Source organism: Dellaglioa sp. CoH-56-MRSF-11, from assembly GCF_056782135.1.
The window spans coordinates 107,257-121,783 of the sequence record NZ_JBXAYE010000003.1; the positions used below are offsets into that span (position 1 = coordinate 107,257).

Below are 14,527 nucleotides of genomic sequence, written 5' to 3' on the forward strand. Positions count from 1 at the left end.
TCTTTGGTATAATAGTAACTAATATAATCATTGAGGAGGCCAATTATGAAAAAAGTAAAAGTGATGACTGTTTTTGGGACGCGTCCAGAAGCAATAAAAATGGCACCTGTTGTCTTAGAGTTAAAAGAACGTACGACGGAGTTTGAAACAGTAACTGTCGTAACAGCACAACATCGCCAAATGTTGGACCAAGTCTTAGAGATATTTAAAATAACGCCAGATTATGATTTGAATGTGATGCACGCTAACCAGACATTAAGTGATACAACTCGAAATGTTTTACAAAAATTAGATGATGTTATTAAAGTAGAGCAGCCTGATATTATTTTAGTTCATGGTGATACAACAACAACATTCGCCGCTAGTATTTCAGCTTTTTATAATCAAGTGGCAATTGGACACGTTGAAGCGGGATTACGGACTTGGGATAAGTATTCACCGTTTCCAGAAGAAATGAACCGTCAACTAACAGATGTACTGGCAGATATGTACTTTGCCCCAACTTCGCAAAGCAAAACTAATCTGTTATTAGAAAATCATCCAAAAGAAAATATTTTTGTAACAGGTAACACAGCCATCGATGCTTTAAAACAAACAGTTCAAAAAGAGTATGACCATGATGTTCTATCAGAAGTAAATCCTGCGAATAAAATGATTTTACTCACGATGCATCGTCGTGAAAACCAAGGTGCACCTATGCGTCGTGTTTTCGAAGTGATTAAATCTGTCGTTAAAGATCAGCCAGATGTTGAAGTCGTTTATCCGGTTCATTTAAATCCAGTTGTTAAAGATTTAGCCGAAGAAGTCTTAGGTGGAGAACAGCGCGTTCATCTAATTGAACCGCTTGATGTGGTTGATTTTCATAATATCGCTGCAAAAAGTTACTTTATTATGACGGATTCAGGTGGTGTTCAAGAAGAGGCGCCATCATTAGGAAAACCAGTTCTTGTTTTACGTGATAACACAGAACGTCCGGAAGGCGTGAAGGCGGGTACATTGAAGTTAGTTGGAACTGACCCTGTGAAAGTCAAAGAAACCATGCTATCATTAATAACTAATAAGACAGAGTACGAACGAATGGCAAATGCTAAAAATCCTTATGGAGATGGGCAAGCAGCTAAACGAATATTAGATGCCGTTGCTTATCGATTTGGAGATAGTCAGCAAGAACCTGAACGTTTCGAATAAATGGAGGATTTCTAAAGCATGAGCAAAAGAACAAAACGTCCCATTATTATTGGTGTAACAGGTGGTACTGGTAGCGGTAAGACGACGGTTAGTAATGCTATTTATTCACAATTAGCTGGCGAATCAATCATGATTTTACAACAAGATACTTATTATAATGATCAAGCTGAAATGAGTATGGAAGAACGTAAAGCAGTGAACTATGATCATCCACTCGCGTTTGACAACGAACAGATGATTAGTGATTTGGAACAATTGTTGGATAATGAAGCAATTGATATGCCTGTTTATGATTACACACAGTTTACTCGTTCAAGTGAGACGATCAGAACAGAACCTCAAGATGTTATCATTGTTGAAGGAATTCTAATTCTAGGGGACGAAAAGCTCAGAAGTTTAATGGATATTAAAGTTTTTGTTGATACAGATGATGATTTACGTATTATTCGCCGTATCACACGTGATATGAAGGAACGTGGTCGCTCATTACAATCAGTTATTGATCAATACGTTAAAACGGTTAAACCAATGTATAATCAATTCATTGAACCAACGAAACGCTATGCGGATATTATTGTGCCAGAAGGTGGCGCAAATACAGTTGCTATTGATTTATTGTCAACTAAAGTCCGTGACATTTTACAACAAGACTAGCTAAAAAATCTCATACCAAAAAGTCCCCAAAAGTCTCATGACTTTTGGGGACTTTTTGGTATGAAAAAACTGTTGTTGGTAATAGCTTTTACGCTATTACCAACAACAGTTAGAGTGGACTTGTCATTTATGAACACTATTTTTGTCTAGTTTTCTATTTATAAAATGGAGTGTTATCATCGATAAAATACTAATAATCCAAGTTAAAATGACGAAAAACAAACGCCATGTAGTGATCATTTCCGATTGATATCTAAGCACTACACGATTACTCCCTTTTTTTGTTGCCTTAACAGTAGGGACACCTAATGCAGATAGAGATAATCGGTGTAATTGACTTCCATTTAAGGAGAGCTCTGAATTATTATAAACGACAATAGGAAGTGCGATGGATTCACCTTTTTTTGTCGCATGCCATTTAAGGATTAAATCACCATTTTTTGTAACAGTCTTAGTGATATTAGGACGATTCCTAACAATATCTTTCTTGTATTCTTTTTTATTATATGTTGTCTTTTGTTCTTGATTATTTGGTAAATAATCTGGGGCTATTTTTTTAACCACCTTTAATCCTTTTGATAAATCAGAACTAGTAAAATTAGTTCTAATTTGATCACTCGTTAGATGATTTGAAACGACAACGCTCCCTTTATAAATAAGAGGATCATTGGAATTCCAGAGCTTATTTTGCTGTTGAATATCAATATATGATTGACCTAAAATAAAAAGACTACTAATGATTAAAAATAACTCGCCAAACTTTTTAGGCTTAAATGAAGGTAGCTCAGAAAGAGAGTTGCCAAAACCAGCAAGTAATAAGACAGTTGCAAAACCATAAAAGCGGTAAGGAAATTGTAAAAAACTTCGAAGCTGTGGTATTAGATTCGATATTGTCGTCCAAGGAACAAGATTTGTTGATAACAGGAGAAATAAGGCTCCTAATAGTGTCATTAGCTTATTAGAAAGTGATACTTGTGACCACCTAGAAAATAGTAAAATAAATTGTAAAATGAAAATAACGCTCATAAATAGTCCTATAGATGAAGCGCTATAGCTAGTTGTTGAAAAACGCATTGTAGCACTAGCCATATCTAAGTGAGTGTAAGGCGAGTACAGCGTATTTCTTGTGAAAATTTCTAGCATAGCGCCCCAAACATTAAAGGTTAGAACAATAGTTAGAAGGGCCGCTAAGAAACATTTTGATAAAAGCTGTAATTTTTGATTTGTCTTGTAAAAACCGACAACAAAGAAGATAAAGATGACGCCAACCGACATTAAGGCACTTAAGACATGAATTTGAATAAGCGCTGAAATCAATAATGCTAATGGTAGTACTTTTAAATCCTTAGCATTATTTTTAATCATTTTAAGCCCGAGGATGACAATTAAGGGCATTAGCATAACGCCCCAAGACATAAAATTCTGGTTAATTGACCAACGGGTAACGTAAAAACTCCCCATAAATAGACTAGCAATCAATAATGAAATTTTCTTAGAGGATTGAAGCTCTCTAGATAGAAAATACATTGAGTAACCACTAATAAAGAAAATTAAAAAGGAGGTTATGATTTGAAATAAAATCCAATTATGAACAATTAAGAGTAAGATACCTAACAGATAAGCAAAACCTGGTCCATATAAGGCGTTAATAATGCGACCACTCTGTAAAAAACCATAGTTAGTTTGAAAATAACTAAAGTTACCTGTTTTAAATTGGATATAGGTATCGTAAATACGATTGAAATGAAAAAGCGAGTCACCACCTAAGACTAGACTGTGGTTGATTATTTGTGGAAGAACTAAAAATAAACTAATCAAAAAGATGGTTGTAAATACGATTAAACGATTTTTAAGATAACTGACTTTATTTAACAAGATAGTAAACCCCTAATAGATTTATTTAGTAGATGAGGTCATAATAATATCATTTATGTCTAATTAAAGTCTTCTTAAACGTCTCCAAATTAGAGGTGTTAAACTATAACTCCCCCAAACAATGAGGCCAAAAACACTTAAAAGAAAACCAGTTGATAAGCCAGGTGTTTGATAACTATAAATGATATGATGAGTTCCTTTTTTTAATTTTAAGCCAATAAAAGCGCTATTTGTTTTAATAACGGGCACGCTATGACCATTATCAGTCGCTGTCCAACCTGTAGAGTAAGGGATAGATGATGTTAGGATACCTAATTTATTTGTTGTTATTTTGCCACTAACTCTATTTGTAGCAAATTTTAATGAATTTAATTTATTTTTCTGGATTTTTTTAACATCATTTGTGTAAGTTTGACCAAGCGGAACGGCAGTAATTTTAAGGTTGAATGAGTAAGTCCCTGAATTTGATAAAAGTAAATCCAAACTTTTGGGCATTTGTTTTTGATAGCCCATATTTAGGGTAGCATCAGATAAAACTTTAAAGAAAGAAAGATTTTCAATACCCAATTGCTCAATCGTATTAGTCGTTAAATTAGATTTAACCCCGATCGAATAGCCTGTATTGGAAGAACCTGTCGTCAGTTGCTTCCTAAGCGATTTCTGTGCTGACCGGGGACCATTCGTATCTAATAACTGGTTATCTGGTTTCGTAGTATTATTAAAAATAGCCATATTCACTTGTTCTTTAGAGGACAGTGATTGGTGCTTAATGTTAGTTAATGAAAGATGCAATTCAGAATTTTGATATTTTTTTGCGTTCTTAATGTCAATCTGATAGCTATCTGAAACAGGATTATTACGATAGTGATTATTGGTAATACGTGTTTTTGTTTCGTTAGGTTCTCCGGCGTTCACTGTTTTTACAATTGTATAGGCAACGTTTTCAGTATCAAATGTTGATTGTTTCTGGTTAAATCCGGATGTATCCGCGATACTAACGGCTTTAGCTAATTGACGTTCTTGATCAGAAGCGGATAATTTAGCAGTTTTTTGATTTGAAGTGACATCAGATTGCCAATAAATTAATGGAAAATTATTCTTAGTTTCATAAAGATTGGTTTTCTCAGGTTTATTTTTATTTTCAGATTTAGTTTTGAGTAATGTATAACCATAGGGGATCTTTGACTCATTTGGCTCATTTGAATGAGTAAAGAGATACTTAACGCCAAAAAAGTTATTAGCGATTGTTCGATCATCAAAATTTTCAATCGGAATATTATTGTTATATTGAGCATTTTGTAACCTGTTTGAAAATACTCCGACTGCGCCATTTTGAATCGAGTAGTATGAGTTAATTAAATTTAAATCATTATTTAAATTATTTCGTAACATGTAGTTAGAACCAAAGTTATAATTTTGGCTAATCGTTGAAACACGAAATGAGTTAGATTTAGGAAGAGAATTATCTAATCCATCAAATAGATTAGATGATAGTTTCTGGTAACTACCAGAGGGCATTAAAGTCTTACTATAAAAGTTAGTGAAAGGTGATGCAAAAGAAACCCCAGTAAAGATCAAGTTCACTAGGATAAGACCGAATATGATTCGACCAGAATTTTTATTTTGACGGTAAAGTAAGATTGCGACAAAAAAAGAAATTAAAAAGATAACAGGAATGAAAATTTCTGTCGTCCCATTAATATAAAAGGGTAATGATACTAAAAGTAAATAGATACCAAGACAAATACTGAGGTATTTAATTTCAGGCAACGTTATTTTTTTGAGAGAATCAATGAAGAAGGCACTTCCAAGTGAAATGGGAACAAATAATAATAGAATCCAACGATTAGAAGGGGCTTGAAAACCATTAAACATCGCACCAAACATTGGGAATAGTAACATAATCAACCCAATTGAAAGACTCGTTGTCATTAGTGGGTAGTGTTTCCAATGGTAAAACAGATGGAATAATGCTAGAACAGCTAAACTACTAAAGCCAAATTTAACCCAGAAAGAAGATACTCCGCCAGCAAGTAATTGAGCAGGTAAATTAATGTAGTAATAAGCGGGGAAAGAGGTCAAACCATTTGCGAATAGACCACCTGACCGAGTTGAACTAAAGACCGCAAGAATTGACGGTAGCATGATAAAGGCAGAAATCAGTAAACTGATGACTGTACTGATTAAAAAAGTGCCCGCTGTTTTAAAGAAACTGAGATTTTTTCGATAATAATAAATGAAACGTAGTACTAAATATACAAAAGCACCGATGCCTAAGACTATGGCGAAGTAAAAGTTACTGATAAACATCCATGAAAAAGCAAAAATGAAGAAATGTGGTTTAAACCCTTGTAAAATTTTTTCTATTCCGACAATTATAAGTGGAAAAAGAATGAATGGTGTTAGGAAAAAAGGTTGCATTAGGGATGAATAAAGTGAAAAAGAAGTGAAGGTATAAATGATTGCCCCACCTAAGATCGCGCTATTCGTTAATTTAAAGTGTCTCGCAAAGAAGATAAATGATAGCCCCACGCAAAATAACCTCAAAATGAGTGTGAGCTGGTAAATAGTCACAACGGCACTTGAGGGAAATAATAGCGTAATATAGGCGAATACGTCTCCAATAACGTAATAAGCAAATGTTTGAAATTGATCTGCGCCAAGCCCTAATTTCCAAGACCACATTTGGAGTGGTTGAAAGGGATGGTTGATGAATTCACCAAGTAGTTGACGATAATTTTCTAATACAGGTAGATGCTGTTCAGCAGGATCATGACTTTGAATTAAAGAGTATCCAGCTAGTTTGTAAGTTCCAAAAATAAGAACAGCTAAAATTGCAAAAATGATAATGTAATAAAGATAGGTCATTTTTGATTTTTTTAGATCGAAACGAAACTTCTGCATAGCTGGAATCCCCCTATAATTAATCCTTTTTTGAACTGAAGACGTCTGATTCTTTAATAATATAGACGGGTCTGTTTTTGACTTCTAAGAAAATTTTACCTAAGTATTTACCAAGAATCCCAATACAAAACAATTGAATGCCACCCATCATTAAGATAACTGAAATCGTTGATGGCCAGCCAGCTGTTGGATCACCATAGAGTAACGCTCTAATAATAATAAAGATAATTGCAAAAAGAGAGCCAACAAATGATAGGAAACCAACAAATGTTGCAATTGAAAGAGGTACTTCTGAAAAGGCTATGATACCGTCTAATGAATATTTGAATAAGCCCCAGAAATTCCAACTTGTTTTACCAGCAACACGTTCTTGATTTGTGTATTCTAAGTATTCCGTATTAAAACCAACCCAACTGAAGATACCTTTTGAAAAACGATTGTATTCTGACATTGATAAGACAGCATCAACCATTTGACGGGTCATTAAGCGATAATCGCGGGCACCATTAACAATCTCAGTATCTGAGATGCGATTTATTAATTTGTAGAAAAGAGTAGCGAATGCAGAGCGAATCACAGGTTCACCTTGACGAGTTGTCCGACGTGTCCCCACACAGTCGTAGTCATTTTCTGGATCTTCTAAAATAGCTAACATCTTAGGCAAAAAGCTGGTTGGATCTTGTAAATCAACGTCCATAACAGTTACGTAATCGCCAGTCGCTTTTTGTAAGCCACAATATAAAGCAGCTTCTTTTCCAAAATTTCGTGAAAATGAAGCATAATGGACTGTTGCTGGATGATCTTTTTGTAATTGGCGCATTTCTTTGAGGCTGTTATCAGATGAACCATCATTAATAAACCAATATTCTAATCGGATATCTGGTAAATTGATAGACTCCTTTTCAACCGCATCAAAAAAAAGCGGAATAGATTCTTGTTCGTTGTAACATGGCACAACGATTGAAAGAACTTTGGTTGTCATAAATAAAGTGCCCCCTAGGATGAATTTACTGAATTTTATTTTATGATTTTTTGAAAATAAATAACTTACTAAAAATATAATTAATTAAAACGATGAAAATTTGATCAAATAACTTAACGAGTGATGCATCTAAGTGTAAAACAGAAACACCAATTGTCATAATTAATTGATCAATGACTAATGATAGAAGTCTAAAGCCAAAGAAAGATAAAACTTCACGTATTAAACCTGAAACATGAGTGTTCTTTGAGCCAAATACCCAAAGCTTATTAGTGACGAATGCAAAAACAACCGAAACAAACCATGCAATTACGTTTGCAAATTGATAATTTACACTAAGGTATGATTGGAAAACAACAAAAGTAACGATGTTAATTAGGGTTGTTAGACCACCAAAAATTAAATACGAAATTAGGGCATAATGTTTATGAAATAATTCATTTATTTTATTCATGACTAGTTTTCACTGCTAGTTACTTTATCAAATAGCTCTTTAGCAAAAGCTTCTAATTTAGTGATATCTTCTTCTTCAGGTGCTAAATCGATTTTTAGATTAGCTGAACCCTTTGTTGCGCCTGCTTCTTCGAAAGCTGAACCAAACTTATCAACAGCAGTTCCAAAAAACTCACCATAAAATGTATCGCCAGAACCGGCAACACCGAATAATTTACCGGTTAAATCAAGCTCCTGTAAGTCTTCATAAAAGTCCATGCCTTCATCAGGAAGTGAGCCTTCGTCATAAGTATAAGGAACGACAACGCTGATATCGAAGTTAGTTAAATCAGATGCATCTGATTGTGAGATTTCTTCCATCTCAACTGTTGCACCTAAATTTTCAAATGCTTCGGTAATAATGTCAGCGATGTCTTCATTATTACCTGTAATTGTTGCAAAAATAACTTTAGCTGAAACCAAACTAAATTCCTTCTTCCATATTAAAATAGTAGTTAAAGTATATCAGATAAAAAAACGATTGTGAAAGGAATTGAGTATCTCGTAACAAATTCTATACAATTGCGGTATAATAGTTGAGAAGAATTATTTATTATAGGAGGAAACAAATTAAATGATCACATTAAAATCAGAACGCGAAATTGAAGAAATGCGTGCTTCAGGTGCTATTATTGCAGGGATGCATAAGGGATTACGAGATATTATAAAACCAGGTATTTCTAGTTGGGAAATTGAAACTTTCTCACGTAAGTATATTGAAAGCCATGGTGGTGTTGCTGAACAAATTGGCTTTGAAGGCTATAAATATGCGACTTGTGTCAGCATTAATGATGAAATTTGTCATGCTTTCCCACGTAAAGGGTTAATTTTAAAAGATAATGATTTAGTTAAAGTAGATACAGTTGTTAGTTTACATGGCGCAATGAGCGATTCTTGTTGGAGTTATGTTGTTGGTGAATCTACACCAGAAATTGATAAATTAATGGCAGTAACGCATAAAGCCCTTTACTTAGGAATTGATCAAGCCGTTATTGGTAACCGTATTGGTGATATTGGTCATGCTATCCAAACTTATACTGAAGACCAAATGGGCTATGGTGATGTTCGCGAATACGTTGGACATGGCATTGGACCTACCATGCATGAAAGTCCTTCCGTACCTCATTATGGTCAAGCTGGTAAAGGATTACGTCTTAAAGAAGGGATGACAATTACTATTGAACCCATGATTAATATTGGCGGTTGGGAATCAGAAAGTGATGATCCTAACGGTTGGACAACAAGAACTGCTGACGGTAGTTTGTCGTGTCAATATGAACATGTTATTGTTATCACAAAAGATGGTCCTAAGATTTTAACCTCTCAAGATCCAGAATTTGATGCGAAATATTTATAAAATAGATAGCTACAATGAACTGCTAACTTAATTGTTTAGCAGTTTTTTTGTATAATGTAGCGGATTCATGATAGAATTGTAATATTCGTAGAGTTTGAGATAAATTAATGGGATTTTGTATATCGTATAAAGAAAAAAAGGAGAAGTTAATTATGAAAGTTAGAAAAGCAATTATACCTGCAGCAGGTTTGGGAACTAGATTTTTACCAGCAACAAAAGCAATGGCTAAAGAAATGTTACCTATCGTGGATAAACCAACGATACAGTACATTGTTGAAGAAGCTAAAGCAGCAGGGATTGAAGATATTTTAATTGTTACGGGTAAAGGGAAACGCCCAATTGAAGATCATTTTGATTCAGTACCTGAATTGGAAGCTAATCTTAAAGCTAAAGGTAAATTAGAACAATTAAAAATGGTTGAGCAAACAACTGATATTAATTTGTTCTTTATTCGCCAGTCACATCCTAGAGGTTTAGGGGATGCTGTTTTAATGGCTAAAGACTTTGTTGGTGATGAACCCTTTGTTGTTATGTTGGGTGATGATATCATGCAAGATAAGGTACCATTAACAAAACAATTGATGGATCGCTATGAAGAAACACATGCTTCAACATTGGCTGTAATGGAAGTCCCACATAAAGAAGTATCAAAATATGGGGTTATTGCACCACAAAGTGAAGTGTCAAAAGGGCTATATGATGTTGAAAAATTTGTTGAAAAACCAGCTGTTGATGAAGCACCAAGTGATTTAGCTATTATTGGTCGTTACTTGTTAACACCAGAAATCTTCGGGATGTTAGAAACACAAGAACCTGGTGAAGGTAATGAAGTCCAATTGACTGATGCTATTGATCGTTTAAATAAAGTGCAACGTGTATTCGCGCATGAATTTAAAGGTGATCGTTATGATGTTGGAAATAAATTCGGTTATTTAAAAACAAGTATTGATTTTGGTTTGAAACATCCAGAAGTTAAGGATGAACTTAGAGAATACATTAAAGAGTTATCTAAAAAATTATAATAAAATTAGAAGATTGGGCTGATTTTAAATGCTCAATCTATTTTTTTGTCTAAATGTGATACAATTTATTCTTATATAGATGTATTTCGCGGAGGAATCGTATGAAAAGTAAGTTCGTTCAGTTTATTAAAATATTTAAAACACAATTTATTAATGCCGATGTTAGTAATTCTTCGGTTATTATTGCGTACTATACGTTATTATCGATTTTTCCAGCAATTATTTTTATTGGTAATTTAATACCAATGCTTCATTTAAAGGTGTCCGTTATTTTAGAATATGTAAAAGTTGTGATGCCATCCGCGATATATAGCATTTTAGCACCGTTTATTGAATCGTTTCTGAAAAATGGAAATGGTGGATTATTGTCAATTGGTGCTGTCGTAACGTTATGGACGACAAGTAAGGGGATTAATGCATTGAAGAAAAGTTTCAACCATGCCTATAGTGTTGAAACGAAGCAAAATCCAATTGTTGGGCGAATTGTATCGTTTGTGTTAACGATTGGGTTAGTTATCTCCTTAGGTGCTATTATTTTGTTCTTTGGGTTCAGTCAAATAGTAGTTGAGGTGTTGACACCCATTTTACATTTGCCGGGAGAATTTTTAACTGTGATTACCACGGTTAAATGGCCTGTCGCCTTAATCGGTATTTTTATTATTATTTTATTACTTTATCGGATATTACCTAGTGCAAGACTTAGGTTCAGGGCAGTTTTACCAGGGGCAATTTTGACAACCATTGGGTGGATTTTATTGACCCAAGTATTTTCGATATACGTGCAGTATTTCGGTGGCGCTTTTAGTAGTTATGGTGCAATCGGAACAGTAATGATTATGTTATTCTGGCTGGATTTTGGGGCATGGATAATCATGCTAGGTGCTGTTCTTAATGCATCGATTGCTATTGTTCGACATGGTGAAGTTGAAGCACAATCTATTCAGCTAAATAGCTTATTTAAGCAATATAAAAGTCGATTTAGTAAGAAAAAATAAAATATTATAAATCGTTAGGGGAGGTAAGTTAATTGAAAAATAAGTCGATTAATTTAAAAAATCATGTCGGTGTATTTATTGTTATGTTTAGTGTGAGCTTGTTTTTAGTCTTACCTCAGATACTCGCACATAGTTTAGTTTTAGGTTCTGATTCTTTATTTCATTTTAATCGTATTTACGATATCTATATGCAATTTAAAACAGGCAATTTTAACTATTTCCAAACAAATTACGGGTTTCAACAAAGTGGTCGGATTATCAATGCTGTGTATGGGCCTGGATTTGCTTATCTGCTAGGTGGGTTGCTACTACTCGTACATAGTTGGTTTAATTTTCAGGTTATTTCTTCTTTTTTAATTTTCTTTATTAGTGGTTACTCAATGTATTTACTAGCTAAAGAAATAACTTCGACCAAAGATATCTCACTATTAATGGCTGTTCTTTTTATGGGTAGCTTGTGGATTGCGCGATGGTCAACTGAGCAAAATTTTATGGCTTGGGGTATCATGCTAGTGCCACTAGTTGTTTTAATGGGTGTTAAAATGATCAAAAATAACGCAGAAGGATTGCGAATTCTACCCTTAGCGTTAACCATGTCGGTAATGATACAGGTACATGTTTTAAGTGCCTTGATGTCGATTGGTGTCCTATTCGTTTTTTTTATAGTTGGTTTTATTCAAACGAATCAAAAATCGAAACTATTATTAACCTGTTTTTGGGCGGGGTTATTATCGTTAGTTCTGACATTTAATGTTTGGGGTGCCATGTTAGATGTTTTCGCAAACAATAAATTATACGCACCGCACGTTAATGTGATGATGTCCAATTCAACTATGAATTTATCGATGGGGGGGCCAACGCTTACTAAAATTGGTTTGGTTATGAGCTTCATATTTGTAGTACAAATTAGTTTATTGTTTATAAAACAAGCAAAATTTACGGTTACTAATAAAGTAGTAACTAGTTTAGGTTTAGTTTTCTTAGTCTTAACGTCAAAATTAGTTCCTTGGACGGATTTAGCCCAGGTTATCCCATCAATACAAAGTTTCTTGCAATACCCACGTCGCTTTGAAGGGTTCGCTGTAGTTTTATTATTAGCGGGTTTTAGTGCAACACTATCAAGTAGTTCATTTAAAAATTATCGGAAGTATATTGATCTATTCTTAATTGTTGGAGGTCTTGTTGTCGGAGTACAATCGTATTTAGAAATTCAAAAAAGTAATGAAGCATGGCATACTAATCAGTCGATAGTTTCTCCCAATAATGTTGATATCGCAGATAATACGAGTAACGAACAGATTACCAAAGCATTTATGAGTTCAAATCTAGATGATGGTTTAAAGTTGATTACCAAGGCATCGCCAGACTATTTACCTAATAATCGAGTATTAAGTGAACGTCCTTATCATGATTATCGATTAGACATGAAAAAAAATAAAGATGAAGTAAGTAAAACGATTAATAGTGAAGGAAAGTTAAGTCTGAGTTGGAACGCAACAAAAAAAGGAAATGAGATTTCTTTACCCGCGATAGTCTATAATAATTCAACTGTTCAATTAAATGGTAATAGCCTTGATCCTAAAAAAATGACCTTGTCAACTATGGGTAGTCCAACCGTTAAAGCAACTAAAATAGGTACAAATAGGTTAGTCATTGGTTATCATACGAAAATAATAACAAGAATTAGTTTAATCATCGTTCTAGCCACTTGGATAATTAGTTGCGTTAGTGCTGTTTTTATAAAAATCACTGATTATAAAAAAGAAATTAAGTTATGATATAGTTTTAACAAGTAATAGGGACTTCAAAAAGAGAACATAATTAATGATGTTCTTTTTCTGTATTAAAAATGAAATATAATACTTTTAAATATAACGTATAATTAAAAGTGTAGAGCACTACAACTTTGAAAGCGTGGTCAAAATGTTTAGAATATCATATCAGTTGACAATAAGATTAAACAATGATTAGACAAACGATTTTAAGTTTCATTTAAGTCTGGTAACATGTATAATAAATTATTGTGTCATTGTATACATCTAAAAAATTTAGGGGTAATTAATTATGAGTGAAGATAATATTAAACACCAAGGTAGCCACAAGAAGCATCATCATAAAAAGAAAAAAATGAGTACACTGAAAAAATGGGGGATTGGTGTCGGAATCGTCGTTGCCGCACTATTGGTTATTGGTGGTGTGTTGATGGCGAAGGTTTATCTAGATGCAAAAGACGTTGTAGATAATACATATCAAAAAGTAAATGTTAAAAGTAAACGAACAACCGGGAGTGTCTCTCTTGATAAAGAGGCGCCTTTCTCAGTTTTAATTTTGGGTGTTGATACGGGCGAAGATGGGAGAACAGATCAAGGTCGATCGGATACAATGATGGTTGCGACAATTAATCCTAAAACAAACTTGACGACATTAACGAGTTTACCTCGTGATACGAAGATTCCGATTACAGGTCACGGGACAGATAATAAATTAAATGCTGCATATGCTTATGGGGATGTTTCCTTAGCGATGGATACTATTCAAAACTATTTAAATATTCCAATTGATTACTATGTTCAGATGAATATGAAGGGCCTGGAAGAATTAACGGGTGCCGTTGGTCCAATTACGGTCAATAATCCATTTGCTTTTTCAGCGGGAAGGCATCAATACGTAAAAGGTGATATTGAGTTAACTGAAAGTAATGTTTTAGACTTTTCTAGAATGAGACATTCTGATCCTAATGGTGATTACGGGCGTCAAAAAAGACAACGCTCGGTTGTGACTGAATTAGGTAAAAAAATAGCTTCTATTGATGGTGTCACAAATTATCAAGCAATTTTGAGTGTACTTGAGAGCAATATGAAAACAAATTTGAAATTTTCTGATATGAAAAAAATAGTGACTCAGTATCGTAGTGCTATAGGCACAATTAAAGATGTTCAACTTCAAGGACAATCACAAATGATAAATGGTGTGTCGTATGAAGTTGTTCCATCAGCACAAGTAACGAAAGTATCCAACATGATCAGAAAACAATTAGACTTAGACTAGGAGAATTATA

General features: G+C 33.9%; 12 protein-coding genes. 7 read left to right on the forward strand and 5 right to left on the reverse strand.

All coding sequences use genetic code 11. From position 1 onward, the window contains the following. Positions 1 to 45 precede the first annotated feature (45 nt). Positions 46 to 1,188 (forward strand): non-hydrolyzing UDP-N-acetylglucosamine 2-epimerase, encoded by a 1,143-nt coding sequence (gene wecB / locus AC1RPT_RS04275; protein ID WP_481762184.1) that lies wholly within the window; start codon positions 46 to 48, stop codon positions 1,186 to 1,188. An 18-nt stretch (positions 1,189 to 1,206) separates the two neighbouring features. Further along, a complete protein-coding gene (gene udk / locus AC1RPT_RS04280; protein WP_481761554.1) occupies positions 1,207 to 1,842 on the forward strand; it encodes a uridine kinase in 636 nt (211 codons plus the stop codon). Positions 1,843 to 1,965: 123 nt separating this feature from the next. Here udk and AC1RPT_RS04285 read toward each other — a convergent pair whose 3' ends face one another. The 5 genes from AC1RPT_RS04285 to AC1RPT_RS04305 form a co-directional block, all read right to left on the reverse strand. Next, entirely contained in the window at positions 1,966 to 3,717 is a 1,752-nt protein-coding gene (locus tag AC1RPT_RS04285; RefSeq protein WP_481762185.1) for an MFS transporter, read from the reverse strand. A 63-nt stretch (positions 3,718 to 3,780) separates the two neighbouring features. After that, positions 3,781 to 6,621 (reverse strand): YfhO family protein, encoded by a 2,841-nt coding sequence (locus AC1RPT_RS04290; RefSeq protein ID WP_481761552.1) that lies wholly within the window; start codon positions 6,619 to 6,621, stop codon positions 3,781 to 3,783. A 19-nt stretch (positions 6,622 to 6,640) separates the two neighbouring features. Continuing rightward, positions 6,641 to 7,603, reverse strand: coding sequence for a glycosyltransferase family 2 protein (locus tag AC1RPT_RS04295; RefSeq protein ID WP_481761551.1), 963 nt, complete (start codon positions 7,601 to 7,603; stop codon positions 6,641 to 6,643). A gap of 40 nt (positions 7,604 to 7,643) precedes the next feature. Then, the gene (locus tag AC1RPT_RS04300) at positions 7,644 to 8,057 is read right to left on the reverse strand and encodes a GtrA family protein (protein WP_481761550.1); all 414 of its coding nucleotides are present in this window, start codon (positions 8,055 to 8,057) and stop codon (positions 7,644 to 7,646) included. Between the two features lie 2 nt (positions 8,058 to 8,059). Next, positions 8,060 to 8,518, reverse strand: coding sequence for a flavodoxin (locus AC1RPT_RS04305; protein ID WP_481761549.1), 459 nt, complete (start codon positions 8,516 to 8,518; stop codon positions 8,060 to 8,062). A 151-nt stretch (positions 8,519 to 8,669) separates the two neighbouring features. Here AC1RPT_RS04305 and map point away from each other — a divergent pair, with 151 nt between their 5' ends. The 5 genes from map to AC1RPT_RS04330 all read left to right on the forward strand — a co-directional run bounded on the left by map (position 8,670) and on the right by AC1RPT_RS04330 (position 14,517). Beyond that, positions 8,670 to 9,452, forward strand: coding sequence for a type I methionyl aminopeptidase (map, locus tag AC1RPT_RS04310; RefSeq protein ID WP_409022111.1), 783 nt, complete (start codon positions 8,670 to 8,672; stop codon positions 9,450 to 9,452). A gap of 152 nt (positions 9,453 to 9,604) precedes the next feature. Beyond that, on the forward strand, positions 9,605 to 10,474 hold the full coding sequence (galU, locus tag AC1RPT_RS04315; protein ID WP_481761548.1) for a UTP--glucose-1-phosphate uridylyltransferase GalU: 870 nt from the start codon (positions 9,605 to 9,607) through the stop codon (positions 10,472 to 10,474). A 101-nt stretch (positions 10,475 to 10,575) separates the two neighbouring features. After that, positions 10,576 to 11,469, forward strand: coding sequence for a YihY/virulence factor BrkB family protein (locus AC1RPT_RS04320; protein WP_481761547.1), 894 nt, complete (start codon positions 10,576 to 10,578; stop codon positions 11,467 to 11,469). 32 nt (positions 11,470 to 11,501) lie between these two features. Then, complete coding sequence (locus tag AC1RPT_RS04325) at positions 11,502 to 13,247, forward strand: MFS transporter (protein WP_481761546.1); 1,746 nt, start codon at positions 11,502 to 11,504, stop codon at positions 13,245 to 13,247. 286 nt (positions 13,248 to 13,533) lie between these two features. Then, complete coding sequence (locus AC1RPT_RS04330) at positions 13,534 to 14,517, forward strand: LCP family glycopolymer transferase (protein ID WP_481761545.1); 984 nt, start codon at positions 13,534 to 13,536, stop codon at positions 14,515 to 14,517. Positions 14,518 to 14,527 lie beyond the last annotated feature (10 nt).